30 protein-coding genes and 1 pseudogene are annotated in these 26427 nt (G+C 44.5%); 13 read left to right on the plus strand and 18 right to left on the minus strand.

Translation table 11 applies throughout. The features are described 5' to 3' along the window. Positions 1–71 precede the first annotated feature (71 nt). From HP572_RS11835 to HP572_RS11870, 8 genes are all read right to left on the minus strand, one after another. Positions 72–1757 (minus strand): methyl-accepting chemotaxis protein, encoded by a 1686-nt coding sequence (locus HP572_RS11835; protein ID WP_240583279.1) that lies wholly within the window; start codon positions 1755–1757, stop codon positions 72–74. A gap of 135 nt (positions 1758–1892) precedes the next feature. Then, positions 1893–2390 carry a chemotaxis protein CheW gene (cheW, locus tag HP572_RS11840; protein WP_014915920.1) on the minus strand — a complete coding sequence of 166 codons (498 nt, stop codon included), beginning with the start codon at positions 2388–2390 and terminating at the stop codon, positions 1893–1895. 31 nt (positions 2391–2421) lie between these two features. Next, positions 2422–4425, minus strand: a complete 2004-nt coding sequence (gene cheA / locus HP572_RS11845; protein ID WP_240583280.1) for a chemotaxis protein CheA — start codon at positions 4423–4425, stop codon at positions 2422–2424. 39 nt (positions 4426–4464) lie between these two features. Next, positions 4465–5520, minus strand: a complete 1056-nt coding sequence (motB, locus tag HP572_RS11850) for a flagellar motor protein MotB (RefSeq protein ID WP_010279505.1) — start codon at positions 5518–5520, stop codon at positions 4465–4467. After that, positions 5517–6404: a flagellar motor stator protein MotA gene (motA, locus tag HP572_RS11855; RefSeq protein WP_014915923.1), complete on the minus strand. Its 888-nt coding sequence runs from the start codon at positions 6402–6404 to the stop codon at positions 5517–5519. The genes motB and motA overlap by 4 nt, the downstream gene beginning before the upstream one ends. A gap of 134 nt (positions 6405–6538) precedes the next feature. After that, positions 6539–7117, minus strand: a complete 579-nt coding sequence (gene flhC / locus HP572_RS11860) for a flagellar transcriptional regulator FlhC (protein ID WP_005970730.1) — start codon at positions 7115–7117, stop codon at positions 6539–6541. Between the two features lie 3 nt (positions 7118–7120). Further along, positions 7121–7471 carry a flagellar transcriptional regulator FlhD gene (flhD, locus tag HP572_RS11865; protein WP_010279486.1) on the minus strand — a complete coding sequence of 117 codons (351 nt, stop codon included), beginning with the start codon at positions 7469–7471 and terminating at the stop codon, positions 7121–7123. An 819-nt stretch (positions 7472–8290) separates the two neighbouring features. Continuing rightward, a complete protein-coding gene (locus HP572_RS11870; protein ID WP_371745332.1) occupies positions 8291–9223 on the minus strand; it encodes a DMT family transporter in 933 nt (310 codons plus the stop codon). A 309-nt stretch (positions 9224–9532) separates the two neighbouring features. Between HP572_RS11870 and HP572_RS11875 the strand changes: the two genes are divergently transcribed. After that, positions 9533–11254, plus strand: a complete 1722-nt coding sequence (locus tag HP572_RS11875; RefSeq protein ID WP_240583282.1) for a methyl-accepting chemotaxis protein — start codon at positions 9533–9535, stop codon at positions 11252–11254. Between the two features lie 68 nt (positions 11255–11322). On the opposite strand, the gene dsrB is transcribed toward HP572_RS11875, so the two are convergent. After that, positions 11323–11526, minus strand: coding sequence for a protein DsrB (gene dsrB / locus HP572_RS11880; protein WP_240583283.1), 204 nt, complete (start codon positions 11524–11526; stop codon positions 11323–11325). 209 nt (positions 11527–11735) lie between these two features. On the opposite strand from dsrB, the gene HP572_RS11885 reads away from it, so the two are divergent. The 3 genes from HP572_RS11885 to HP572_RS11895 all read left to right on the plus strand — a co-directional run bounded on the left by HP572_RS11885 (position 11736) and on the right by HP572_RS11895 (position 14226). Beyond that, entirely contained in the window at positions 11736–13151 is a 1416-nt protein-coding gene (locus HP572_RS11885; RefSeq protein ID WP_240583284.1) for a diguanylate cyclase, read from the plus strand. Between the two features lie 275 nt (positions 13152–13426). After that, positions 13427–13645, plus strand: coding sequence for a KTSC domain-containing protein (locus HP572_RS11890; protein ID WP_010279476.1), 219 nt, complete (start codon positions 13427–13429; stop codon positions 13643–13645). Between the two features lie 311 nt (positions 13646–13956). Then, positions 13957–14226 (plus strand): hypothetical protein, encoded by a 270-nt coding sequence (locus tag HP572_RS11895; RefSeq protein WP_240583285.1) that lies wholly within the window; start codon positions 13957–13959, stop codon positions 14224–14226. 54 nt (positions 14227–14280) lie between these two features. Here HP572_RS11895 and HP572_RS11900 read toward each other — a convergent pair whose 3' ends face one another. Further along, entirely contained in the window at positions 14281–15180 is a 900-nt protein-coding gene (locus tag HP572_RS11900) for a LysR family transcriptional regulator (RefSeq protein WP_240583286.1), read from the minus strand. 111 nt (positions 15181–15291) lie between these two features. On the opposite strand from HP572_RS11900, the gene blaCAR reads away from it, so the two are divergent. Then, a complete protein-coding gene (blaCAR, locus tag HP572_RS11905; RefSeq protein ID WP_240583287.1) occupies positions 15292–16317 on the plus strand; it encodes a CAR family subclass B3 metallo-beta-lactamase in 1026 nt (341 codons plus the stop codon). 147 nt (positions 16318–16464) lie between these two features. Here blaCAR and HP572_RS11910 read toward each other — a convergent pair whose 3' ends face one another. Further along, positions 16465–17616, minus strand: a complete 1152-nt coding sequence (locus HP572_RS11910) for a type I restriction endonuclease (protein WP_240583288.1) — start codon at positions 17614–17616, stop codon at positions 16465–16467. Positions 17617–18054: 438 nt separating this feature from the next. On the opposite strand from HP572_RS11910, the pseudogene HP572_RS11915 reads away from it, so the two are divergent. Beyond that, a pseudogene (locus tag HP572_RS11915) lies at positions 18055–18252 on the plus strand (integrase); the annotation flags it as partial. Positions 18253–18512: 260 nt separating this feature from the next. Here the strand turns inward: HP572_RS11915 and HP572_RS11920 are convergent. The 4 genes from HP572_RS11920 to HP572_RS11935 form a co-directional block, all read right to left on the minus strand. Continuing rightward, positions 18513–19046, minus strand: coding sequence for a hypothetical protein (locus tag HP572_RS11920; protein ID WP_240583289.1), 534 nt, complete (start codon positions 19044–19046; stop codon positions 18513–18515). Continuing rightward, entirely contained in the window at positions 19043–20053 is a 1011-nt protein-coding gene (locus HP572_RS11925; protein ID WP_240583290.1) for a tyrosine-type recombinase/integrase, read from the minus strand. The genes HP572_RS11920 and HP572_RS11925 overlap by 4 nt, the downstream gene beginning before the upstream one ends. Before the next feature lie 148 nt (positions 20054–20201). Continuing rightward, positions 20202–21767 (minus strand): ATP-dependent endonuclease, encoded by a 1566-nt coding sequence (locus tag HP572_RS11930; protein WP_240583291.1) that lies wholly within the window; start codon positions 21765–21767, stop codon positions 20202–20204. Positions 21768–21816: 49 nt separating this feature from the next. Continuing rightward, the gene (locus HP572_RS11935; RefSeq protein ID WP_240583292.1) at positions 21817–22398 is read right to left on the minus strand and encodes a phage repressor protein CI; all 582 of its coding nucleotides are present in this window, start codon (positions 22396–22398) and stop codon (positions 21817–21819) included. A 117-nt stretch (positions 22399–22515) separates the two neighbouring features. Between HP572_RS11935 and HP572_RS11940 the strand changes: the two genes are divergently transcribed. Together HP572_RS11940 and HP572_RS11945 are read left to right on the plus strand one after the other, a co-directional pair. Then, positions 22516–22728: a DNA-binding protein gene (locus tag HP572_RS11940; protein WP_174865299.1), complete on the plus strand. Its 213-nt coding sequence runs from the start codon at positions 22516–22518 to the stop codon at positions 22726–22728. Positions 22729–22773: 45 nt separating this feature from the next. Continuing rightward, the gene (locus HP572_RS11945) at positions 22774–23283 is read left to right on the plus strand and encodes a phage regulatory CII family protein (protein WP_174865298.1); all 510 of its coding nucleotides are present in this window, start codon (positions 22774–22776) and stop codon (positions 23281–23283) included. Positions 23284–23331: 48 nt separating this feature from the next. On the opposite strand, the gene HP572_RS11950 is transcribed toward HP572_RS11945, so the two are convergent. Both HP572_RS11950 and HP572_RS11955 read right to left on the minus strand, forming a co-directional pair. After that, positions 23332–23595: a hypothetical protein gene (locus HP572_RS11950; RefSeq protein ID WP_174865297.1), complete on the minus strand. Its 264-nt coding sequence runs from the start codon at positions 23593–23595 to the stop codon at positions 23332–23334. Between the two features lie 337 nt (positions 23596–23932). Beyond that, positions 23933–24391 carry a hypothetical protein gene (locus HP572_RS11955; protein ID WP_174865296.1) on the minus strand — a complete coding sequence of 153 codons (459 nt, stop codon included), beginning with the start codon at positions 24389–24391 and terminating at the stop codon, positions 23933–23935. 209 nt (positions 24392–24600) lie between these two features. Between HP572_RS11955 and HP572_RS11960 the strand changes: the two genes are divergently transcribed. The 5 genes from HP572_RS11960 (at position 24601) to HP572_RS11980 (ending at position 25949) form a co-directional block, all read left to right on the plus strand. Further along, complete coding sequence (locus HP572_RS11960) at positions 24601–24777, plus strand: hypothetical protein (RefSeq protein ID WP_240583293.1); 177 nt, start codon at positions 24601–24603, stop codon at positions 24775–24777. Next, positions 24774–25274 (plus strand): replication protein B, encoded by a 501-nt coding sequence (locus tag HP572_RS11965; protein WP_240583294.1) that lies wholly within the window; start codon positions 24774–24776, stop codon positions 25272–25274. The genes HP572_RS11960 and HP572_RS11965 overlap by 4 nt, the downstream gene beginning before the upstream one ends. A gap of 62 nt (positions 25275–25336) precedes the next feature. Then, positions 25337–25585 carry a DUF2732 family protein gene (locus HP572_RS11970; protein WP_240583295.1) on the plus strand — a complete coding sequence of 83 codons (249 nt, stop codon included), beginning with the start codon at positions 25337–25339 and terminating at the stop codon, positions 25583–25585. Further along, a complete protein-coding gene (locus HP572_RS11975) occupies positions 25585–25725 on the plus strand; it encodes a DUF5405 family protein (protein WP_240583296.1) in 141 nt (46 codons plus the stop codon). The genes HP572_RS11970 and HP572_RS11975 overlap by 1 nt, the downstream gene beginning before the upstream one ends. Continuing rightward, positions 25725–25949, plus strand: a complete 225-nt coding sequence (locus HP572_RS11980) for a TraR/DksA family transcriptional regulator (RefSeq protein WP_240583297.1) — start codon at positions 25725–25727, stop codon at positions 25947–25949. Before HP572_RS11975 ends, HP572_RS11980 begins: the two co-directional genes overlap by 1 nt. Positions 25950–26138: 189 nt before the next feature. On the opposite strand, the gene HP572_RS11985 is transcribed toward HP572_RS11980, so the two are convergent. Next, positions 26139–26420, minus strand: coding sequence for a hypothetical protein (locus HP572_RS11985; protein WP_240583298.1), 282 nt, complete (start codon positions 26418–26420; stop codon positions 26139–26141). Positions 26421–26427: the final 7 nt, after the last annotated feature.

Below are 26427 nucleotides of genomic sequence, written 5' to 3' on the forward strand. Positions count from 1 at the left end.
ATGTAAGCGGCTGGGGATTAGTTCAGTGTCCCTACAGTTTGGGTCACTTATAGCCTATATGACGATTCTGATCAGAACGTTTCCCAATTATCATTGGATGAACCTTCTTTCGCTTTCTTACCGCCATTCGCTGATGAAGCTAACAATGCAGGTTTTTGGCCTGCTGTCGCTGGTGTCGTCCTTCTAAACGAGCCAGCATCTTCAGAGAGGCGGAATACAGCAACAGCTTCATTCAGCACTTTCACTTGTTCTTCCAATGCAACAGCCGCAGCGGCAGACTCTTCAACCAGGGAGGCGTTTTGCTGCGTAACCCGATCCATCTCAGTTACAGCTTGGCCGACCTGATCAATACCTTTGCTTTGCTCATCAGAAGCCGAGGCGATTTCACCCATAATATCCGTGACACGAGTGACAGCACTGACGATTTCTCCCATCGTCTCGCCCGCACTTTCAACCAGTACAGAACCTTCATCGACTCGGCTGACAGAATCTTCAATCAAACTTTTAATTTCTTTCGCAGCCTGAGCACTACGCTGTGCCAAATTACGAACTTCACCTGCCACAACCGCAAACCCACGACCTTGTTCCCCAGCTCTGGCTGCTTCAACCGCAGCATTCAGCGCAAGAATATTGGTCTGGAACGCAATACCATCAATCACACTAGTAATATCGGCAATTTTTTGCGAACTTCCAGCAATATTGTGCATGGTTTTGACGACATTATCGACGACCTTGCCACCTTTCTGTGCCGTCTCTGAGGCGCTCAGCGCCAACTGGCTGGCCTGGCGAGCATTTTCCGCATTCTGTTTAACTGTTGCGGTCAACTGTTCCATGCTTGCTGCCGTTTCTTCTAATGAAGCGGCCTGTTGTTCGGTGCGCGACGAGAGATCGTTATTACCCGCGCTAATTTCTGTAGCACCGGTGTAAATGGCATCAGCACCTTGTCGAACAGCACTAACCGTTGAAACAAACTCACTTTGCATATGGCGAATACTGTCAGCCAGAATGCCCATTTCATTGCTGCTGTGAAAATTAGTCGTTTTTGTCAGATCGCCTTTCGCAATATGACGAATATGTTCAACAATATTATTTAGCGGCCTTATTAATAGCTGTTGAATACCAACCCACGAAATCAGCGCTAACGCAAAAACCAACACGATAATGAAGCCAAGGATCCAGAGCGCCGAGTCATAAGCTGCATCATTTTTAGCTATCCCAGCCTGATAAAGTTTATCGCTTTCAGCTTTATAGGCGTAATACGCTTTTTCAAAGTTATCTTGAAAACTCTGCGTTGGTTGCTCAACGAACTTCTTAAATTCCCCTGCATTCAAAAACTGAATTAATTCAGTTAATGCGCCATTCAGAGCCACGTAATTCTCTTTTACGCCTCGAGTAACACTTTCATCCTGACGCGGATCCTGCGGTACTTTTTCATAGCGGGAGAAAAAATCGTTTGCGACAGACAGTTGTCTTTGAGCAGAGACCAGAAGCTCTTTACCGCCAGCACCCGCCCCCGTGCCGCTTGCATCGAGTGCAAAACGCGTCCCCGCGCGGTTAAGCGTATTACGAGTCTGTAATAAATATGACCATGCTGAATCCAGCTCGGAACGCTTTTGGTTAATAACCTGCGTTGAACTGAAGATATCCTTATCATTTTTTAATGCACTAAAGAATAAACCACCAGAAATAAGCTGAAGTGCCCCAAACAACACTAGTACAAGCATCAGACCTGTAACAACTTTTATACGGTTAAACATATAACGCCTTTTGAGTAGACCAACCACCGATGATATCGGCATTATTCTGGATATCTTTACGAATTTCTGAACTGACAAGGATATGACTAAGGAAGGTTTTCGGGGCCACTGTCGTAGCCCCTGAAGGCCGATAGATTAGACTTTCAATACGCTATCAACCAGCGCCATTTCTTCGCTACTCAACAGCTTCTCGATATCAACCAGAATCAACATTCTCTCGCCCAGAGAACCTAAACCAGTCAGGTACTCTGTTGACAGCGTTACTGCAAACTCCGGAGCGGGACGAATTTGGTCAGTGGTCAATGACAACACGTCAGACACGCCATCGACAACAATCCCGACAACACGCTGACCAAGGTTGAGAACAATAACAACCGTGTTGTCATCGTATTCAACGTCCTGCTTAGCGAATTTAATGCGCAAGTCAACGATCGGTACAATGACACCGCGTAGGTTGGTGACACCTTTAATGAAGGAAGGCGTGTTGGCAATACGCGTTACCTGGTCATAACCGCGAATTTCTTGTACTTTTAAAATATCAACGCCGTACTCTTCGTCACCCAGCGTAAAAATCAGGAATTCCTGTCCTACTGTTTCGCCAGTTAATTTCGTGACGCTTGCAAGTCCAGTCATGTTTTCCACCCTTTATTAACGATCTGTTTTATTAAGCAGCAGTTTCAACCGCACGCTTTTCACGATTAAGCGCTTGTAACGCTGAAACATCCACAATCAGCGCAACGCTGCCATCACCAAGGATAGTAGCGGCTGAAACGCCTGGCACCTTGCGATAATTACTTTCCAGGTTTTTAACGACGACCTGATGCTGCCCAATCAGCTGATCGACCAGCAAGGCATAACGTCGACCCGCACTTTGCAGAATAACGACAATACCCTGAGTAGCATCCGTCTTAGCGCCATCCACATCAAAGATATGGAACAGTTCAACGAGAGGTAAATATTCACCACGAACCTGCAATACCCTTTCTCCGCCAGCTAGCGGATACAGGTCTTCCGACTGCGGCTGCAAGGATTCCATCACGGCGTTAAGCGGTAGAATAAAGACTTCGTTGTTAACTTTAACGGACATGCCATCAAGGATCGCGAGCGTTAACGGCAACAGGATTCTGATCGTCGTGCCTTTTCCTGCCTGGAAGTGGATTTCGACATGACCACCCATTTCCTGAATATTTCGCTTCACCACATCCATGCCGACACCACGGCCAGAAACGTCTGTGACTTTCTCCGCGGTTGAAAAGCCTGGAGCAAAGATCAGCATGCCCACTTCTTCATCAGACATCGAGTCATTCACAGCCAAACCTTGAGACAAGGCTTTAGCCAGAATTCTCTCGCGGTTTAGCCCTGCCCCATCGTCGATAACCTCAATACAGATGTTACCGCCCTGATGTTCCGCAGAAAGCGTCAGGTTACCCACTGCAGACTTACCTGCAGCTACGCGTTTATCTGGAGATTCGATACCGTGATCGAGGCTGTTACGCACCAGGTGCGTCAGAGGATCGATAATACGTTCAATCAAACTCTTATCCAGTTCAGTCGAACTCCCCATCAGCGTTAGTTCAACCTGCTTATCCAATTTCGCAGCCAGGTCACGAACCAATCGAGGGAAACGGCTAAATACATATTCCATCGGCATCATACGGATGGACATAACCGATTCTTGCAGATCGCGGGCGTTACGTTCCAACTGCCCCATACTGTTGAGCAGATCGCCGTGTGCCACAGGGTCAAGTTCACTTGAGCGCTGTGCCAGCATGGACTGCGTAATCACTAACTCACCAACGAGGTTGATAAGCTGGTCAACCTTCTCAACTGCCACACGAATACTGGTATCACCGGTTTTTGCTTTATTTTTTCCATTTTCCGGTACAGCTTGCGGTTTTGCAGCAACTGGCGCAGACGGCTCCACTGGAGCGGCGACGACGGGTGCTTCAACGACAGCCAATGTTTCTACGACTTCAGCGACGACAGGTTGGCTGGCCACAGCAGATTTGAAGCTGATTTGCTCCGGTTCAAGTACAAAACACAGTACCGCGCTGATATCGTCTTCGCTCTCAGACGTGACCAATGTCACTTCTACGCTAGTGTCAGTCTGGTGAGGGTCTTTAACCGTCCCCAGATTGCCAAGCTCTTCCAGCATCTGAGGTATTTCCTGAGACTTCAGGCCAGTTAATGCGATACGCATTTCACCTTTACCTACACCGTTAGATGCAGGGCTAGCAGAGTGCGGTGTTGCAACCGACACATCAGGCTGTGCTGCATCACCATCGGCTTTAGACTCCAGAGCAAGCTGGCGCAAGGCCTGACAGATATACTCAAAGCTTTCAGCATTGGGTTCCTGTGCGGTTTTATAAGCGTCCAACTGATCCTGCATAATGTCTTTTGTTTCCAGAAACAGGTTGATGATATCAGTGCTAAGACGCATTTCTCCACGTCTTGCCCCATCGAGTAGGTTTTCTAACAGGTGCGTAGTTTCCTGCAAAACTTTAAAACCAAATGTGCCAGCGCCTCCTTTTATGGAGTGGGCTGCACGGAAAATCGCATTCAATTGCTCGGTGTCGGGTTCTGACGGATCTAACAACAATAAGTGTTGTTCCATATCGGCCAGTAATTCATCTGCTTCATCAAAGAACGTTTGATAGAAAGCACTCATGTCCATGCTCACGTGGTCACCTCTGCTGTGAATCGCGGCTTATTGAGAAGGCGTCGCCTGGCTATCGGGCGCAGCAGGCAACGCTGTGGTTGGCTGCTGACGCTCTGGAGCAGGAACTCCATTAGTTGGTTGTGGCGATGCCCCACCACTTCCACTCGTATTGTTGTTATCACTATTTTCGGCAGCCGGAGTGGTAGGTTTAGGCTTATCCAACTCCATATTTTGTAAATTTTCCACCTTGTCTATATTTACAGCAGAGCTTTCTGCATTTTCTTCTTCAATATCCTTTTGAGCCTGTCTGCTCAGTACCAGCAAACTGATGCGTCTGTTAATCGCATCATTTCCACCTGTCGCCTGTTTGAGGCTCATTGTCGCAGCCATACCCACAACGCGCAAAACTTTTCCATCAGACAAGCCCCCAAAAATAAGCTCTCGACGTGATGCATTGGCACGATCTGCGGACAGCTCCCAGTTACTATAGCCACGTTCCCCTGTCGTATACTGAACATCGTCGGTATGGCCTGAGATACTCAGCTTATTAGGGAAATCGTTCAGAATAGGGGCTATCGCACGCAGGATATCTCGCATATAGGGCTCAACCTGCGCGCTCCCGGTTTTAAACATGGGGCGATTTTGACTATCGATGATTTGGATGCGTAACCCTTCATCAATCATTTCAATTAACAGATGTGGACGAAGTGCACGTAAGCGAGGATCGGCCTCAATTAACTGATCCAGACGTTCGCGCAATCTATTGAGTCGAACCTCGTCCAGCTTCTTTTCTACATTATCTGTCTTGATGGCTTTTTTCACTTCACCATCTTGCTGAGTGGGGTCATTACCCCCGCCCGGAATCGGGCTGGAACTGTCGCTTGATTTAGAACCTGACGTTAACGCAACCTTTAATGGCGTACGAAAGTACTCTGCGATTTGGGCTAGCTGCATTGGCGTAGAAATTGCGATAAGCCACATTACAAGAAACAGTGCCATCATTGCTGTCATGAAGTCAGCGTAGGCAATCTTCCAGGAGCCACCATGGTGGCCCCCATGTCCAGACTTACGCTTTTTGCGAATAATGGGATGCTGATGTTTCATGCGTTACTGTCCGACGCTTGCTGAGTCGGCGATTTCACACGACGAATGTGTTCTTCCAATTCGGTAAAGGAAGGACGCTCCGTTGAGTACAGCGTTTTACGACCAAATTCAACGGCAATTTGCGGAGCGTAGCCATTAAGGCTCGACAGTAAAGTGACTTTAATGCACTGTAATACTTTGATTTTTTCTGCATTTTTTTGACGCAGCAACGCGGCTAATGGAGAGACAAAGCCGTAAGCAAGTAAAATCCCCAGGAAGGTACCCACCATGGCGTGAGCGATCATCATCCCCAACTCGGCTGCAGGCCGGTCAACATAGGCCAGCGAGTGAACAACCCCCATAACGGCAGCGACGATACCAAATGCAGGAAGACCGTCACCCATCATCGTCAAGCTAGACGCCGGCACTTCACTTTCATGTTCAATAGTCTCGATCTCTTCATCCATCAGCGTTTCAATCTCAAACGCATTCATGTTACCGCTGACCATCAAACGCAAATAATCGGTAATAAACTCAACAACGGTGTTGTCAGCAAGGATATTCGGATAGCTCGAGAAGATTTCACTCTCACGAGGATTATCAATATCAAATTCCAGGGAAAGCATGCCTTGCTGGCGGGATTTGGCCATCACTCGAAAAAGCAAGGCCATGAGGTCCATATACAGTGCTTTATTGTACTTGGAACTTTTGACCAAAAGAGGTAGTGCACGTAGCGTTGCTTTTATCGCCTTTCCATTGTTACCAACGATGAAAGCACCTACCGCCGCACCGCCGATGATCAACAGCTCCGAAGGTTGATAAAGCGCACCCAAGGCCCCACCGACCATGAGATAACCGCCGAGTATCGAGGCCACAATTACGATATAACCCAATATAACCAGCACAAGAAATCCTTATAATAAAAAAGGTGGGCGGAAAGAGAGATAAAACTGCGGAGCCGTAGCCAGGACGTTCTAGAGGAAGAAATCTATCACCGCCTTCACAACCAACAGTGATAGATTCACAAATCGCTACAGGCTCAGACTGCGTGTTTTACCTGTTCATCCAGCAGTTGAGGTATTATATCGGCAAGATTTTGCGAAAGTTTACGCCTTTTTACCGCTCTGGAAGGGGGTTGGCACAAACTACAAACAAAACTGTTTTTAGGTTGATGAGCGTGAGTGATGAACATCCCTTTGCAGCAATTGCATGACGATAGTTGCAGCATACCGCTGTCAACAAAACGGACTAATGTCCAAGCCCGCGTCAATGCCAACAGTGGAGAATCGCTCTGCGGCGCACACTGTTCCAGGTAAAGTCGATAAGATTTAATAACCGCTTCAACACCGCTGCACTGCCCATTCTTGATTAAAAAACTGTAAGCGTTGTAGAACATTGATGAATGAATATTCTGTTCCCAGGTCATAAACCAATCCGTTGAAAAAGGTAACATTCCCTTGGGCGGCGGACTTCCTCTAAGTTCTTTGTACAGTTTAATCAAACGTCCGCGACTTAACTGAGTTTCACTTTCCAGCATCTGTAAACGAGCACCGAGCGAAATGAGCTCCATCGCCAATTGGATGTCTTTCGCCTCCTGAACAATACTTTTCTCCGCCATTACTTATGCCCTTTTCTTAGGCAGGTTTTCTTCTTTCGAAGTTAACTGTTGTAATAAGTTACTCGACAGCAAAATCCCCGTATGAATTTGTTGTAAATCATCCACACGTGATTCCTGAGTCAAGACTTTGATTGTATTGTGATCGTTAAAACGAAAATGGCATATCAGTTGGTTCGTTTCTGCCAATTTTACCATCTGCGGTAAAGTCAGTTGCATCAAGATATCTGCCATCTCGTCATTGATTCCAAGACGAAACATCGCAGAAGCTTTTTCATCATTAATTAAGCGTTGCGCCAGTAACAAATAAGACAGATTAATGTCATAAATGTGTTTGAGTAATTCAGAGGTACCCATATTTCCCATCCCGACAGGCTATGTTTAAAACATAAGTTAGGTGATAGACCATATCGCCCAGTTCGAAAATCACTCTCCATTGATGGCATAAAAAACTATCGGTGCCAGATACTGCGAGTTACTACATTATCATTTCTTATTCGGGCAATCGTTACTTGCCAACTTTGCGCATCACGCTGAGAATCCGTTCATCCGTTGCTTTTTAGTTCCACCCTGAAGACTCGCTTCAACCAAAGCATAGGATTAATCCTAAAACAGCGCAACTGTACCGCCTAATCCGTAGCACATACAACGCGACGGAAGAATGATTTTGGCCATTATGTGACACAGATCACACAAATGAAAGCATTATGCGCTAAACCCTGTCTGGTCTGATCACTTTTATGCCTATTTTCCCGCCAAAATCGCACACTAAACGTTACAAAAAAGAGCATTGAAAATAATAAAAAAGAAACAATTTGCTTGCTATATAAATGATAGATATACAAAAAATCCCTTGCGCTCAGAACACACTCTGTTAAGTAAGTTTATACCTTTCACGAAAAACTTACACTTTTTACCCAAAAAACTCTTAACCACATGTTATGAAGCAACATTTATCTATCCTCTGCCAGTGCATAGTCGCAACGACAACAAAGCATACAGCCTCGCCGCAAAAGGTGGTTAAACATTACTATATTGATATTAAAGAAATTAGTGATTGTCTGGGATTGGGTACAGGCACTGCAGCATGACGCTACTCACAGCTTCAACGAAGCTCAAACATCACGCTACAGACAGTACCTTCAAGGGGATAGGTGAGCTGGGGCACAAAGGCATTTACCGATCGCTTTTAACAATTCGATTAACCAGCCAAATACCTGAACATACCAGGACCAGTGCAAAGAAATATTTCCACTCCAGAATACTTTCATTAAGAAACAGGGCTGACAACAGCGTACCAGAGACAGGGATAAGGAAATTAAATGGTGCGACCATACCGACTCGATTATATTTCAGCAATTGACTCCATAATGAAAAAGCGACTGAAGAAAGCAAAATAAGGTAGCCTAGCATCAGTAGAGCTTTCCAATCAGGTATGATGAGTGTCCCGCCAGTACAGTACCCTGATATCGTTAAAATGATCCCGCCAATAGCCAGTTGGTAACCGGTCATAACGGTTGGATCCATCGTTTGTGATATGCGCTTACCATATATAGTCGATGCAGACAAAATAAATGCGGCAATAACAACGAACCCATCACCTAACAGCGTAAAACCAATATTCATTCCGTTGCTGTTGATATTAACAACCATTACACCGGCAAAACCTAATATACAACCAATGAGCTTGTTGATATTTAATTTATCATTTTGGTATAAATAATGAGCAAGCAGTACGCTGAAAAAAGTACTGGTTGCATTCATGATCGAACCTTTAACGCCGGTGGTATAAGCCAGACCGATGTAGAAAAAAACATATTGCAACGATGTCTGGAATATTCCCAGTGTGGTCAACTGAACTAACTGCCCACGCTGAAATCGCCCGATGGAGCGTCCGCTTAACACAGCAAGTACCAAAAGCAACAGCCCAGCGAACGCGAACCGGTATCCTGCAAAAACGAGTTTTCCAGGAATATCATTATCTGCAATGTGAAACAGCTCATAGCCATTTTTAATTGCCGGATAAGCACTTCCCCAGAGCAAACAGCATAATGTGGCGATAAAAAAAACAATTTTTTTATCAGAAAAAAAATGCGTGCGCTTTTCCAAGAAAAATCCCTCCGAAGATAGATTCGCCATAATAGCGTTGAACCTCAAACAAATAAAGTTAGGAGGCAGACTCTTTATTTTTTATTATCAATCTGTATGATTTCGCATCACGTATTTCTCTTTTCTTTTTAAAGAGTTAAAAACGTGATCGGGATCGCATCGAATTTGATTAAGGTTTCTCAATATATGCCGATTATCTTTTACGTTGGTTGTTTAGCTAATGAATTGTCATTAATGTAGACACTAAAACCTAAACGCCAATGCCGCAGCGAGTGGCATGGTAAATCATAAATTCCTGAGAATGAGCGAATGGATATGAAAATAACGTCAAGGTCTGAGCAGCACGCCGAGGCCGGCATGCTGAGCAATTTACGGCTAGTTCCCTTATTCATCATTATTCTGGGTGGTATCATGCTGTTATTTGCAGCATCTATCGGCACATCCAGCTATTTTCTACAAAGCAGCAATCAGTCATTAGATGACGTCACACAAGAAATCGATACCCGAATGGGGATCTCAAACAGTTCCAACCACCTTCGCACTGCACGTCTGCTGCTCATTCAGGCCGCAGCGGCTGCTCGTATTGGCGACTCTCAGGTCTTCAATGACAACCTGAAACAGGCTGAGCAGCGTCTGGAACAATCAAAAAAAGCCTTCCTTGTCTATGAACAACGCCCGGTTAAAACCCCTCAGGATATGGCGTTGGACGGCGATCTGCGCAAGTCCTATGATGCTTATGTCAATCAAGGCCTTATGCTGATGCTCACTGCGGCAAAAGAAGGGCTGTTTGAAGAAGTCATCACTCTCGAGTCCGAAGAAACCCGAGTTTTAGACTTGGCCTATAACAAATTTTTGCTAGAAGCTGTCGCTTACCGCACGCAAAGAGCGAAAGATTTAAATGAAACAGCGCATAAAAATGCACTGCTTGGATATTCATTGATGGGCGGCAGCTTCGCGCTGGCCACCATTTTAACGCTTATGACGTTCTTCCTGCTGCGCGGGATCCTCATCAAACCAATGAATCAACTGGTCATGAGAATTCAGCGTATTGCGCAGGGCGATTTGACTCAAGTATCGGACCGTTATGGCAGGAATGAAATTGGCACACTCGCCAGTAACGTTCAACAAATGCAGTCTTCTCTGGTCACTACCGTCACTACCGTTCGGGAAAGCGCAGACTCTATTTATCAAGGTTCTACGGAGATTTCATCCGGTAACACCGACCTTTCCTCACGAACCGAACAGCAAGCCGCCGCGCTTGAACAAACTGCGGCAAGCATGGAGCAATTAACCGCAACAGTGAAGCAAAACTCAGAAAATGCGCACCATGCCAGCCAGCTCGCGGCAAATGCCTCAGGAAAGGCCAAACAAGGCGGTGAGATCGTTGCAAACGTTGTGAACACGATGAACAGTATTTCAGGTAGTTCAAAGAAAATATCTGAAATTACCAGCGTTATTAACAGCATTGCTTTCCAAACGAATATTCTCGCACTCAATGCGGCGGTTGAAGCAGCCAGAGCGGGAGAACAAGGTCGCGGTTTTGCCGTCGTAGCAAGTGAAGTTCGCAGTCTCGCACAGCGCAGTGCACAAGCCGCAAAAGAGATAGAAACGCTGATTTCTGAATCGGTAAATCTGGTCAACAGTGGCTCTGTTCTGGTTGATAACGCGGGTCAAACCATGAAAGAGATCGTCGATGCCGTCACTAACGTCACCGACATCATGGGGGAGATTGCTTCTGCTTCTGACGAACAAAGTCGGGGAATTACTCAGGTCGGTCAGGCGATATCCGAAATGGACAGCGTGACACAGCAGAATGCTTCACTCGTTCAGGAAGCCAGTGCGGCCGCGGCATCGTTGGAAGAGCAAGCAGCATTGCTTACTCGTGCCGTCGCGACATTTAAGTTATCCAGCCATTTATCAAATAGCCATTCAGCTCCTGTTCAGCCAAACGCTCTCGCCGCTAAGGACCGTTCATCACTCGCCCTGCCCCGCCAGGCTAATACAGAAAACGGTAACTGGGAAACGTTCTAAATACTGATACCAAAGCCACTGCGAGCATTGTTCACCTGGACAATGCTCGTATATCAGCGTGTTCCCCTTTACTCTTTTTCTGGCAAGATCTTTGGCTCAACAAACGTACCGTCTTTACTGTCAATCTCATTGAAAAACCAGATACCCGCTGGGTAATCTTTTAATGCAACTAAATACATAATCCCTTCCTGAAACGTTTCTACAGCCAGAATCGTCCCTTCTCGCCGCGTCTTTCCATCGGTTTTAACCGTAACCAGATCATTAACTTTCATAAATTTATCTCAAAATAGCTTCTAACATCAAAAAAACAGCATTATCATTTACAACTACGGTAGGAATAGTACCTGTATGAAATGATTAATTTTATTTGTTTTTAACAACGCCATATTGACCCTCTCTGTTATTACATATCAATTATTCAGGCAAAAATTGATCGTTTCTATCCTAGTACATCCGACATATTCGCAAAAGAGATTAAAAGTTGAACGAACTATTGAACGTTAATGAACAGAGAGATAACGGTGAGTCAGACTACAATCAAGTCATAACATCAGAATGGATGCAATTGATAGCCACAACCTCACAAAAATCTTTTACTCTACTGCGAACCCTCGCCGATCAGAAAGCCTCTGACTTTGCTGACGCGTTCTACTCCTACATGCTCAAAGATCAAGAAGCCTCCCTGTTTCTTTCCAGCCAGCAAGTCCACGATCGACTCCATGGATCGATGAGCAAATGGATAGCGGATATTTTAACGAATACCGGAGATCGTCTGGCTGACCTGATTAACCATCAAAAGAAAATTGGTCAGATTCATGCACGTATTGGTATTCCCGTCGATCTGGTTGAGCGTGGAGCCCGGCGTTTAAAATGGCACCTTTATGAAGACATCGCACAGCTGGCAGAGAATAAAACGCTATGTTTTGATGCCATACGTTTTGCCTCTATCTCTATGGATATCGCCATAGAGATAATGAGCAAAACCTATTCACAATCGCACGATCTGGCAGCCAAAAATGAAGAGTCCTATCGGTTATTTTCTATTCTGGAAAATGCTAGCATGGAGAGAGAGCGCCAAAATGCATCGCTGCTAAATTGGGAAAATGCCTTTATTTTTAGTGTTGCCACTGGTACGCCTCTTTCCAGCATCCAGGACCTGAGTGATTCGGAGTTTGGCCTGTGGTTTAACCATAAGGGGAAATCCAGTTTCAGTAATATTCAGGGGATACGCACTATCGCCTCCATAATGACGGAAACGGATGACTACATACGTAGCCATAGTACTACCGCACTACTGACCCAGCAGGATTACGCCCCGCTACTTAAAACAGTCAGAAGCAAAATTTATAAAATAAATATGCTGCTGGGATCGCTATTTGACGAAGTCCAAAAACTGGAAAGCGGTAAGGATACGTTGACCCTTCTGTTAAACCGTCGTTTCCTGCCAACTATCCTTAGACATGAAATATCGCTGGCAATGCACTCAAACACCTCGCTCAGCATCGCCATGATTGATATTGACCATTTTAAAACCGTGAATGACACATATGGCCATGCCGCTGGCGATAGCATCTTGAAAAGAATTGCAGAAGTGCTATATGAGAGCACGAGGAACAGCGACTATGTTTTCCGTTACGGCGGCGAAGAATTCATGATCGTGCTTATTGAAACGCCTAAAGTCGCCGCCTACACCATCATCGAGCGGCTGAGAAAGAAAATCCAGGATCACCTTATTTATCTTCAAAACGGTGAAAGCATTACAATGACCATCAGCGCCGGCATCGCCGTCTATAGCGGTCATCCCGATTATGAATGCTTGATAAAGGCAGCAGACGATGCGCTCTATCAGGCCAAGGCTAACGGCAGAAACAGGATCGAATACGCGCCGGAAGCATAATCATTTTATCTCGTTGCAAACCTGCGCTTCAGGGCATAGTTAAAAATAATAGCCCGCTATTCATCATCGCAGGTTTGCACCATTCCCTAACCAAACAGATGAATTGCCCTTCATTGAACAAATTCACAGCATGAAAACGATAAACCAACGATTTTACTAACCAACCCGCCAAAAATTTGATACATATTCAATAAATAAGCATGATCGTCGACAATATGTCATGCAGTGAATCTTTTTATAGTTTGATCTTATTTTGCACAAGGGAGGAACGAGCATTGCAGCGACAGCAGGTTTTATCGTCACGAATTTATTCCATTGGGTACGATCCAAAGACGCACAACCTTGAGATAGAATTTCATAATAAAGATATCTATCAATATGTTGGCGTGCCTGAGTCTATCTATAAAAAATTTATTTCTGACGCTGTCGTCTCTAAAGGCCGTTTCTTTGATGGCGTGATAAAAGATAAATTTTTATGCCGGAAAATCAGATAGATAATACATAAACAATAACAACGCTGGGATTTGTCGCCGTTCCTTAACGGCGATGTAAAACATCACTTACGCCACATCGATTTGCTATTTAACCTCTTTACCGCCTTCCCGTTCCGCTATCACAACTAATCCGGTGAATTAAACATACCCCCAGGTGGTATCTTTTCGATAGCATCCCTTCAGACTATGTGAGCATCTATCCTGTCTAACTATGGAGAGTTCACATGATCACATCGGATATTTAGGGAGCGCATCTTTTATTTGCCTAGGCCAGTAAGCATGCCATTACGCCAAGTGAAGATACGTTCAAAATGGCACTTGAGAAAGCCAAGGATAGCCGGCAGCTCTCCAGACATGAACCCAGCGCTAGAGTTGAGCCTCAACGCTCGAAAGCAGCAAAGGAGTTTATGGATTGGGTCTCCATGTCTCATGAAGAAAGATTATTCTTCTCCGTACTCGCCTCCATGGGAATATCCAAGGAGCAATACGAGGCAATGCCAGCAGAAGAACGCATAGCGTTAGATCTCAAAGTACAAGAACGTATAAATGCAATGGCGGAACAGGGTCAACAGCTCGCGTAATGATAACAAACACGCCTGTTACAGAGATATGGTTAGCCTCTTAGCGCCATAAATCTAGCTGCTCGACAAGTCATTAAGCAAAAAATCCAGTAACGTACGTGTGCTGGTGGGCAAGTATTTGCGTGAACAATATAATGCATAGACCCCTAACTCTGGCAATGCATAGTCTGTCAGAACGCGAACCAGCGCGCCGGTACGAAGGTAAGGATCCGTCGTAAAAGCAGGTAAATGAACGATGCCCTCACCCGCAAGCGCGGCATGCAGAAGCACCATGCTATCATTCGCTGCAAAGTTGCCCGTAACACCCACTTCATCCATCGTCAGCTCTGTACCGTTAGCCGCTGGGGCTTGGAAGCGCCAGACACGACCAAAACGCGTGTGGTACAAGCAGTTGTGTTGCCTGAGATCGTCTGGCCGTTGGGGCGTTCCGTTGCGTGCCAGATAGTCGGGCGCTGCGCAAACGACTGAAGCACAGCGGGTCAGCTGGCGTGAAATCACCGTCGGATCGAGTTTGTCACCGACATGAATAGCCAGATCAATACGCTGTTCCACCAGATTCACTGACGCATCCTTTAACACCATCTCAATGGAAACTTTGGGATATTGGGCAGAGTAGCGCCTCAGCGCATCGGCCAGATAGGATTGGCCGAATGAAATACTGCTAGCAACCCGGATCAAGCCATTAGGCTCTTGGCTTTTACTCTCAAGGGCAGCGCCAATATCATCATTCAACGCTAAAATTTGTCGGCAATAGGACAAAATCTCGCTCCCTGCACTCGTCAATCCCAAACTGCGACTGGAGCGATGCAACAGACGAACGCCAAATGCTTTCTCCAATGACGCGATATAGCGCGTAGCCATGGCTCGCGAGATATCCAGCTTGTTCGCTGCAGCAGTTAGGCTCCCTAACTCAACCACATCAACAAATACCTGCATAGCAACAAAGCGATCCATAAACCCTCATATTGTTCGAAATATGCAACGTTAGTTTGCATTACTCCGTATTTATTCGTCCGAATTTCGCAACTATAGTCTGGGCTTTGCTATCTAGACAAGAGATAAAGAATGAAGAACCAACGTCTTACACCTCTGGCTACTTTCTTACTTTTACTCAATATGGCTGCTACGGCTCACTCGTTCCCCTCACCAGATGCAGAAATAAATAGCACGACCATCCCCACACTTACAGGATGCGGTCCATCATCAACCATCAATCAGCTTTTCAGCCAATTTGGAAGCAGCGGCAAAATGCCTGCGGAACTCGGACGTTGGCTGAATGATACAAAGGCACAGACTGTCGGGCCCTACCAAGCCTTTGACAATGTTTATTATGTCGGCATTTGCTGGGTCTCAGCCTGGCTTATCAAAACCAGTGAGAGCCCGGTACTGATTGATACGCTGTATGGTGAATTTACGGATCAGCTGATCGAGAATATTAAGAAAATCGGCGTCGACCCGGCAGAGATCAAAATGGTACTGCTGACACACGGGCATTTTGATCATGTAGGTGGCGTTTCTAAACTCAAGGCGCTAACCAATGCACGTTTTGTCATGTCTGAGGAAGGCTGGAAGGAAGCACAGTTGGATGCGAAAAATACACAGGGAAAACCTAACGCGTGGACGATACCTGCTCCTGCTGCCACAGATATTTTGGTGGAAGATGGTAGCGCGTTGACCATCGGTGATACGACATTTCACGCCTACATGACACCCGGCCACACTTGGGGAACCACATCTTATGTACTCGATGTCAAAGAGGGAAATAATACTTACCGCGCAATTACCATTGGTGGATTAGGTCTAAACGCTATCGATAGTCCACAGCAGGTTGAAGCCTATATTCGAAGCATAGATCGCATCAAAGCGATGGTAAAAGATACCAAACGCCCCATTACAGTTCATCTCACCGCACATCCTTTCAGTAACGGTCAAATTGAAGTGCAAAATCAGCTAAAAGTACGTCAGCCTGGCCAAGCTCACCCTATGGTGGATGCAAAAGGGCTACTCGAACAGCTCGCTACGCTCCGCGCTGGTGCTGTAGAAAGACTCGCGGTTGAACAAGCTCAGATTAAAAAGCAAACGACCCGATGAAGTTCACTAAATAAATGAGCACCTGTAAACACAGCCTTGGGTTTCCTGCTCAGGGCATATTTATATCAACTGTCACTTATGCCATTGAAACCGTGGTAATACGGGATAAAAGCCCCACCTAAGCAGGGCCAGGTAGAGTAATAATTATTACGACCGTTTTTTTCTGAAGTTCTCGTCGTTTTGTACGTATCGTAGAGAGTCCAATATTAGCCCAGATATTCTTAATATATCCTCTGGGTTTTCTATATAAATCCTACTATTATCGCACTCAAGACCGGCTCTATTTATCTCATTACTAATTATTGGCGTGATATCAATAGGTAATTGAATTGAAGAACGGTTCTTTTTGTCATGATATCGAACTAACCAACGGTTCGCTTTTCCTTGAAACAATATTGAATAATAGGACTCGGTATCCTTTGGTTGTAAATCATACTCAGTCCCAATTATTGAAGATACTTTTTCGAACAATACCCGTTCGTTGTATGTAGTTACAATATTAGGATTATCAGGATCAACAATGTCTGAGCGCTCATCAGGTACCGCTGACTCCTTGTTCTCGCTATGATGTTCCTCCCCTACAGGTGGCTTAGAGGACAACCCTGATACAACCATGGCGCTAACAGATCTTTCAACAGCCTGCCTAACTAACGGGGTTATTGAATCAATAAATCTTTGATTTAATTGTCGACCAATGTTAGCTCTACCTGCAACATAACGTACAAAATCCGCATCGACATCTCTGAGACTAGCGCTGATGACTTTCACGAACGCTGATATGTATACACTCTCTTCAGCCAAAGTTCGTAAAGCTTCTGGTTTAAATTTGTCATGCCTAAATCGAAATAATTGCTCTGCATCAGACTCTGTAATGTCATCCATTCTTATTCTCAGGAATGGGGAAGGATCCATTATATTTTTTTCTTTCAAGTCTGTGAAAAATCGCCACTCAACACCATTTGTTATCGCTGATATAGTAACTTCTGGGGTAGAGTTGAAGTATCTAGATAATTGGGGACAGTGATTGTCTATTTTCTCTCGGTATGACTTTGCTTCAATAAACATAACTGGGACACCTTGGCAAAAAAGAGCATAGTCAACTCTCTCGCCAACCTTAGCCCCAGGAAAATCTGCACCATATTCTGCTCTTACTTTTTGAGGATCGTATGCATTAAAACCTAATATATCTAAAAATGGTAGGATCAAGGCTTGCTTTGTCGTTTCCTCAGTTGTGCAGTGCTCGCAGACTTTTTTAACATGCTCAATGTGCCCTTTGAGCCTAACCTTAAAATTTTCCATTCATCCCTCCCAGAAAAAATAATTAGCAGTGTTAATTTTCTTACTTAAACCGACCTCGCAAATATTTATCGACATAGCAATCGATAGATTTTAGTCAAACTTGAACACTCTATCTTTTCAGAATCAGGCTGTTGGTTAAAAAAACCCAGTAACCTTTTCTTTTGGTTTAAGCCCATTTTCTTCATCTACTTCTTGCTCTGCAACCAGCCTACCAACACTTCCAAAACACCAAAAAGGTTTAAGGCTGAACTCTTACCTACATATCTCACGGAAACGAGTTAAGAGAGTAAACCGTCTAAAGAGTGCCACGAGATCGATATATGAGCAATGATGAGTATAACGCTCTGTATTCTAGCGCTCCATCAGTTGCCTTGATTGGGATCGGAATCGCACACCTATGCTTTTTAAGTAAGGCTCTGAACTATCCAAGAAGAAGATGCGACAGCAGCATTCCCACACCTAAGTTTTGATTTCACATTTCACGATCTAAAAGCCAAAGGGATTTCTTATCTTGAGGGGGCATAAGAAGAGAAACAAGCGATATCTGGGCATAAGACAATCCGTCAGACCGCACGATATGACCGTAAAATACCGATCGTGCCTGTAGTTGGTGGGCAGAATAAAAATTCAAAATAATTGCATATTCACCAAACACGCAAAAATTATATTAGGAAGAATATTAGGAAGAATATTAGGAAAGGGAATTTCAGGCACAAAAAACCGCCTTTCGGCGGTCTACGACATTGCACGCAAGTGCTTATTTTAATTCGTGTTAAATCAATGGTGCCGGGGCGGGACTTGAACCCGCACAGCGCGAACGCCGAGGGATTTTAAAAACCTGTAAGGGGGCAATGAAAACAATAAGTTACTGTAATTTCACTGATTCCTGTTTCTGGTTAGTGCTGTTTATTTTCCTTAGTTACCATTCTGCCGCCACTGGTTTTCATTGATGACAGTTCGTTCTTTATGTACTCAGTGGCGCATAATACAATTGCATAAAAAATCAAAAAAAAGAAACCGTAACATAACATAACACCAGCCTTTCCAAGGGTCGGGTTATTATAAATAACAAGAGATCCTGTAATGCAGGTGCCAGCAAGAAGCAAAGCTACGGATTCAAATAAACCACGGATTTGATAGGCAACTGTGACCCAAAAATCCAAATGCCAGTTAAAATGGGAACGAAGAAAGCTCATAAGAATTTCAAAGCTTGCCCCAACGAAAAATGAGCCGTAAAGTATTTTTTTATATAAAGGATCGTCACTTATCAAGGCAGAGAATACACGTTCAAATGCAGACTCCCCTTCTAACAGGTAGGCTACAAGAGTAAAGCCAACACCAACAATCAAAAAGGTACTGATAAACCTAGCGAAATCTTCTTTTAAATACTTAACTACATTTTTCAAAAGGTCAGAAATTACTTTTCTCATAGCTCGTCCAATCTGTCATACGGATTCAACGTTACGGCCGCATCCAGGTGATCGGGGGCAAAGTGTGCATAGCGCATCGTCATCTGGATCGAAGTGTGGCCGAGAATATCTTTTAGCACCAGGATATTACCACCATTCATCATAAAGTGGCTGGCGAAGGTATGCCGCAAAACGTGCGTTAGCTGCCCTTCCGGTAAATCAATTTGGGAACGTTTTAACGCTTGGCGAAAAGCATCATAGCAAGGGCTGAACAGTTGGCCACGGCGGCGCGGTAATCGCTGATACAGCTCAGGGGAGATCGGCACCGTGCGGTTACGTTTGCCTTTAGTGTTAATGTAGGTCACCCGATACGGCACAAGCTGCGACTGCTTCAGCTCCTGGGCTTCACTCCACCTGGCACCCGTTGCTAAACAAATCCGCACAACACTACCGAGATCGGGGTTACTGGATGCATCACACTCGTTAAGGATGAGGCGAATATCATCGTGATACAAAAAGGCTAGCTCGCTGTCACTCTCTTTATACTGACGAATCCCATCCAGCGGGTTATCGCCTTGCCACTCGCCCAGGCGTTTTAACTCATTAAACACCGCGCTTAAGTATGAATGCTCACGGTTGATGGTAGATTCTTTCACTGGTTTATCAAAACGCCCAAACTTACCGGTTAATCGCTTCTTACGGTATTCAGCAAAATCCGCTTTCGTGAACAGGGTGGCAATCGGGTCGCCCAGGTTGGTACAAAGTTGCTCTAACTTGCGTAACCGCCCTTCCCCATCAGCCAGAGAACGACCGTGCATATCAAACCAGCGTTGAACCAGCTCGGATAGGTTTTGCCCGGCATTTTCAGCTAAAGAAGTATCAATCGATACCCCCGCAAATTTGAGCTGGCGCTCGTAAGACAGCGCCTCGCCTTTACTGACGAACTGCTTACGCACGCGTTTTCCGGTACGCCCTTCCGGGTATGTTTCACTCAACCACTTTCCGGTGGGTAACTTCCTTACGGCCATTGATCCTATCCCGTTATCAAAAACGGGATAGTTTTACTGTATATAAGAACAGTCATCAATATGTATTTATCATCTGTCTAAACATAGTTTGATAGATGATAAATATTTAATCTTGTCGATTAAGATATGAGACAAATTAGAACATGACTCATGTATCTAATTTTTGTTGTATCTTGTTTATTATCTCAGAAAAACAACTAGGACTATTAATTGATAGATTTAAACAACATCTATCCAATATATCTTTTTCATTTAGTCCTAACGGAGTTGACATCTCATAGAATTCTTTGTGCTTTTCTGCCTCTAATGCTCTCTTTAATATATCAGTTAAATTATTTTGATTGGCTTGCACTAACTTTGAGAGAGGCTCGACATGTTCTAAACTTTTACTTACTATCCATTTTTCAGGCCACTCATCACCAGGCAAATAAATTACATTCTCGTTGAACCAGTTTTCAAATTCCTCTGTGGAATTTTCAACCATTAATTTTGCACACTTTATATTATTAGATAATAATTTTTTCTGGTCTCCATCAAAAATAACTAACGTATTTCTCCTTGATTTTCTTTGATATACAGCACCTAATAGTCTAGCTAATGTTGTAGCAGACCCAACCGCTTCTATTTTTATCCTAGAGCGTATATCACTTGGCAAGACACTATATAATAATTTTTCTGCAACAGCATCCTCAACCAAGATATCTAACTCTTCAGAGTTATCAGAACTTAACTTAGAAAACGCATATTCTGAAGATATGTTTTTTTGTATTACTGTTTTATTATTTATAGATTCTATGAATACTCTAGCGTCTCCAGGAATATAGCTAAAAATAATATCAGAATGAGTGGTGAATATTATTTGAACCTTTCTTGATGAAGATATTTTTTTTAACTCATTAACGAATTTTATTTGTGCTTCAACATGCAAACCTAACTCTATTTCGTCTATAACTATTAACGTCCCCTCTTCACAAATATGTAGGATAGAGAATATTTCAAACAAAGCATTTTCTCCAGCCCCCATATTGAATCCAGATATAACCTTCCCATTAATCTTTACTAATGGAAGTCTATATTTTGAATGGTAAACGTATTTAAACTCATCATAACTCTTACCTATAACATAGCCAACTATATTCTTTACACTTCCTTCCCAATCATATCCAACGTCATCAGAAAATTTTCTAGAATAACTTTTTGATTGGCTTTTTTCGCTATGTGGAACTATTCTTTCAATGCCTATAAAAATAACCTCTCTATCAACCCTTCTATCATATCTATTCCATTTCCCTCCACTGTTTTTTTGCCTAGCTTGATAAGCTATACCTTTTCCTGTAGGAACTCTAGGTGACTTAGCCCAATTATTATGTGCTATTGTATAATTTATACCAATCCCTTCAGGGGGAATCTCATCAGACGACTGAATAAAAAAATCAGCAAATGTGTAGTATGGTTTTTTTTTGTTTAAGAATTTTGTAGCATCGCTTTTTTTATCATTATGAAATGCACATGCCGCAATGGCTAATAAAGTTGACTTCCCTGCTCCATTTCTACCCGCGATAGCTAAAAGCGGGTAATCTATATCTAAGTTGAATGGTGTAAGAGATCTAAAAGAACCATATGAAAGCTGAATTCCTCTAAGTAGTTGTTGATCTAGAGAGTTGGAAAACCATCCTCTCAATTTTATATCTAATTGACTGTCTCTATATTTCATTTTTATAAAAACACTCTAATAGTTTTTAGGTTAGCTTGAGCGAGTGAAACTATTTCTCAAGTGTAATAACAACCATCCCAACGCCCTTAACATCATCAATAGAGCACTCGAATTTAGTTGCGTTACCGGATACTTGAATACGGTTACCTGGGATACGGGCTACATCGTACACGTCCACATCACCATCAATATCTAACAACCAGCGGCCATTGCTGACCTGGGTAACAGACATGTCGGCGATCCAGGCATTGTTGCCTTTCTCTATGAAAGCGGGTTCGGAAACAGAATCATCAAGCAGTGTGCTATCAACGCTCCATGTTCCGGCGTCTTGCAATCTGCCGCCGACAATCCTGATCTTTTTCAAAGAGATGCAGGCACTATTAATAGCACTTTCGGCAGGCTTTGCAAGATCTTGAAACATTTCACCTTCACCCGTTGCTAACCATGTTAGCGAAGCTCCAGTCTCAAGAGCGCAGCGGATAACAACCTCTCCAGGAAAGTATTCTCTTTTTATCCAGGTGCTCACGGTGCCATTACCAACATCAAGATGGTCATGTAACTGCTTTTGCATCGTAAACCCATAGGCTTTAAGGATTCTTTCAACTACACCTTTCCCGCCATCAAATTTCATAGATATCAAATTCCAGTTTATTTGATTGACAGATATCATTTTTGATTTTAACTTAGTGAAAAGATATCAAATGACACCCATCAGTAGCATAACTTAACTAACAGAACAGAATGCCTTATGAAAACGCCACTTTCAATCACTCTGGCTACACCGTATGTCACATTAAGCGAATTTTCTCGCATCAGTGGCTTACCCATAAAGACCTGCTACCAGTGGGTGCACCTGGGAAAGCTGCCTATCCGGGCTAAAACCGCGAAAAACGAGCGAACCATGATTAACCTCCTGGCACTAACAAAAGAAGCCGAATGGGAAGCACGGCTTGGTGCGTAAATTCAAATTTGTGAATTTATTATCGATTTCAATAGGGATTTGACCATGTTTGATTACCAAATAGCAAAACACCCGCACTATGCCAATGCGTGTCGCGCATTTGCCACCAGGCACAATCTGGTTGAACTGGCAGAAATGGTAGGTATGAACCCGCAGATGCTGCGCAACAAGCTGAACCCGGAACAGCCTCACCGCTTAACGTGCGATGACCTGTTGACCATCACGGATACCTCTGAGGATTCAACGCTGATCGACGGCCTGCTGGCACAGCTTAATTGCCTGCCTGCCGTTCCCGTCAACGAAGCGAAAGCGGAACGGCTGACCACGTATGTATTGCAGGCAACCGCAGCCGTCGGTGCTGTGGCGGCAGAAAGCCTCTCTACCGAGCGAATGAGTCAAACACGGCGAAATTCTTTTATGGAAAGCATCAATTCCGGTATTCGCTATCTGTCGTTAGTCGGGTTGACGCTACAAACCAGAATACAAGCCAATCCCGCGATGGCTTCCACCGTAGATGCACTGAGCGGGATCGGTGCGTCTTTGAATGTTGGGTGATGTGGAATAGCTACCGAACTATATGGAACAGCCCGATAGCATTAAAAATTAATTAGCTGGGCGAGTTTTTATAAGCGTACCGCGTTGAGTCCGGCTACTGTCACTTAAATGCATCTGGTCGATTGGAACCCCTGCATCATCGTAAAACTTGGCGTCATCCATTAAAGACAAAAACCTTTCGGCATCTTCAATACAGAGCGGGCGGTTTTCAAAGATACGGGGACTATTCACAACAGTGTTGCCACTTTTATCAACAATCCGCCAATTCCATTCTGAGCGGCTTTTATAAGAGATAACAATATTTATGCACATATTTAACGATCCTTCTGAAAGTCAAAAATATTCCGAATCAATACATTGTGCCGCAAACAATTTATTAGATGCGTTCAAAGGGGGAGATACGAGAACAGCCCTTGAAATTTTAGATTGGATGAAAGACGCAGTAATTGCGAACTCTTCGGTTGTTGCGACTGAAGATGCGATCTGTGTTAACGCGTCTAGTCCTTCATTTCCTTTGAAAGTCATCAGCATAAAACGTGGTTGATTGTTTTTGGCGATTCGATCCTACCACAAGACCATGCGCCGGGCATGGCTAAAACCCGGCATCTATTCGCAACCGTCTATCCGTGGGCGATTGCGAATAGAAATATTAACGAGGTAAATCCCCAGCAATCCAGGCCATCACTTTCTCATAAGCAGTGAGCGTAGTGTCGTCCGGTAAGCCAGAGGAAATAGCCGCCCGTTTATAAGCGGGATTAAGTAAAGAACCGAATGGAGTGGAATCAGTATGGTGCAACGTTTTCAATGCCTTAAATATGTCGTCTGCTGGCAGAGTATCGCTGTTGTAAAGCAGATCGGCATATTGTCGGCGCTGAACCGATGCTCGCTCCGCAATGATGCTCGGTTGCCATATCAACTGTGTAGTAGCAATCACAACGACTGGCAAAGCAAAGAACCATCCCAATCCGGTGTTCGCAATTACGGCAGTACCACTTATCAACTGAATAGCCGTCAGCAATTTATCTATCCGACTATGAAAAACCATAGTCATGGTTTCCAGGTTGTAGCTATAGCGCAATTGAAACAATGCGGTGCTCTGTTCACTCATTTACGTTCCCTATTTTTTGTCTTGGCTTGGCTCCGGTACAGGTGCTGGAGCAGGTGCCGGACGATGCAAAACATGGAAATCCTCGCGATCTGCCATGTGTCTCTCCTTAGAAGTGGGTGATTGATTGGTAGCACAACAATTTTACCACATAAGCCACGCGCCGGGCGTGGTTAAACATCCCGGCAAATTCTTTGTAACTGGAGGTTTTTATGGAAAAAACAATCTCAATAGCGCCGTTCCTCTGGTGGCACCAGACGGAGACAAAGCCTGATTTTACGATCACCCAAGGCAAAGGCCGTCAGGGGATCATCATCCGTACCCGTTCGGCAAATTATACCCAGCGGATTACCCGTTCTATCAAGTCAGTGATACGGGGGAATGCATGACCGCGTTTACCGTCAGCAGTATGCAGAACTTACCCGCCGGGCTGCGCAACGTGATCGGCAAACACTTTGCCGATAGCCGCTGGCGCGAAACCTGCACGTATTACAACGGGCTGCATGAGCGCGATCGTTTAACCATCTGCTTTCATGCACAGATGAAAAAGCGTCACACCGTTTACCGCCTGGAGGAAATGCCGACGGCTGAACGTGAGCAAATTGTTTGCGCCATTGATGAAATACGCCAGGCATTTTCAAAAGGTCGCAGCCGGGGCGTGAATGTCTCGACATTTCTGAGCTGGTTAAGCGTCAGTGAAAGACGCACGTTATTTATGCACGCAGGGTTAACTGAAAAAGAATTTAATCAGCCCTATTGGCGTATTGATGATAATTCGTGTCAGTGGCGTAAACCGATATTACGTGCATTAAACGAACTGGCTGGCTTATCTGAAGCTGCCCCCGACATTTTGACGGCAATTAAACCCGAAGAATATCTGAGCTAAATAACCACCTGAAGCTAATTAGGCGCTTAACCGCGTCGGAACTCCCTTTATCTGAGGATTATATGCACATGTATAAAACCGTCGGTCAGGCGATGCACCGCAAGGCTGAAAACGAGGGCATTCAGTTAATGCTTTCCCAGGCACGCAACGAGGCGAAAGCTGATGCGCACACGTCATTTTCTTCTCGTCTGGATCAGTTAGCAACCCATGCCGCTATCCATGAATTAGGCAGCGTGGAAATCATCGAATTATTACGGCAGGAATCCGAAGCCTTTAATAACTCCGGGTCAGATATTAAGGCGGTGATGTAATGGAAAACCCCGCTTATAACCGCGTCGATATCAATGGTAATTACGCAATAGCGAAAGTCGGCTATGACTTCGGATTGGGCGAAATTAAGTGCGGAAAAGAAGACGGTGACCAGCTCAGCAACGATAAGGAGCAAGAATAATGCCGGATTTAATGGACATGGTGCAGCAGCGCCAGCAAGACATGTTAGACCATCAGATCGCCAACGCCCGGAACGTCCAACACGGCGTTTCTGCGTTTGAGTGTGAAGACTGCGATCAGCCTATTCCCGAAGCGCGCCGCGCTGCCATCGTTGGCGTGACTCGTTGCGCCCCCTGCCAGGGAATTCATGAAATGAAAAGTAAGCATTACCGGGGTGGGCTGTGACCTCTCTTTCCTTCGTTTCTGGAAAATGGCATATCACAGTCCCCTGTGATGACGTAGCTTTTTACTTCCCTTCTGTTGTTGAGGATGGGTGCTTTTTTGTCACATTAAAAAATGGCAAGCAGTACCGAGCAACACAGTTGAATGAAATCACCGAAACAAATATGGCCTCAGAGTTGAGGCCTTTCGTTACTAGAAATTAGTTGAATCGTAGTTTTTTGCTTCCAACAGTGCCCTTTTTAAATATTCAGTCAGAGAACGATGAAAATAAAATTGCTTATCCGTCTGAGGAGTTTGCTTCTCCAATTCAGCGTGAACAACATTGCGAAACGTACTGAAGTTCCCAAGTTTTTCAGTACCAAGCTCTCCCATAAGCCCAAGCAACAGGGCTTTTTGGACTTCATTCTCAGTAACGAGATCTTCTATACGAGCTTCAAGCTTAGAGACTTTTTCTTCAAGAGTTTCATCTATCATTTTTCCA

Origin of the sequence: Pectobacterium sp. PL64, from assembly GCF_022477975.1 — a bacterium.
Classification (GTDB): domain Bacteria; phylum Pseudomonadota; class Gammaproteobacteria; order Enterobacterales; family Enterobacteriaceae; genus Pectobacterium; species Pectobacterium jejuense.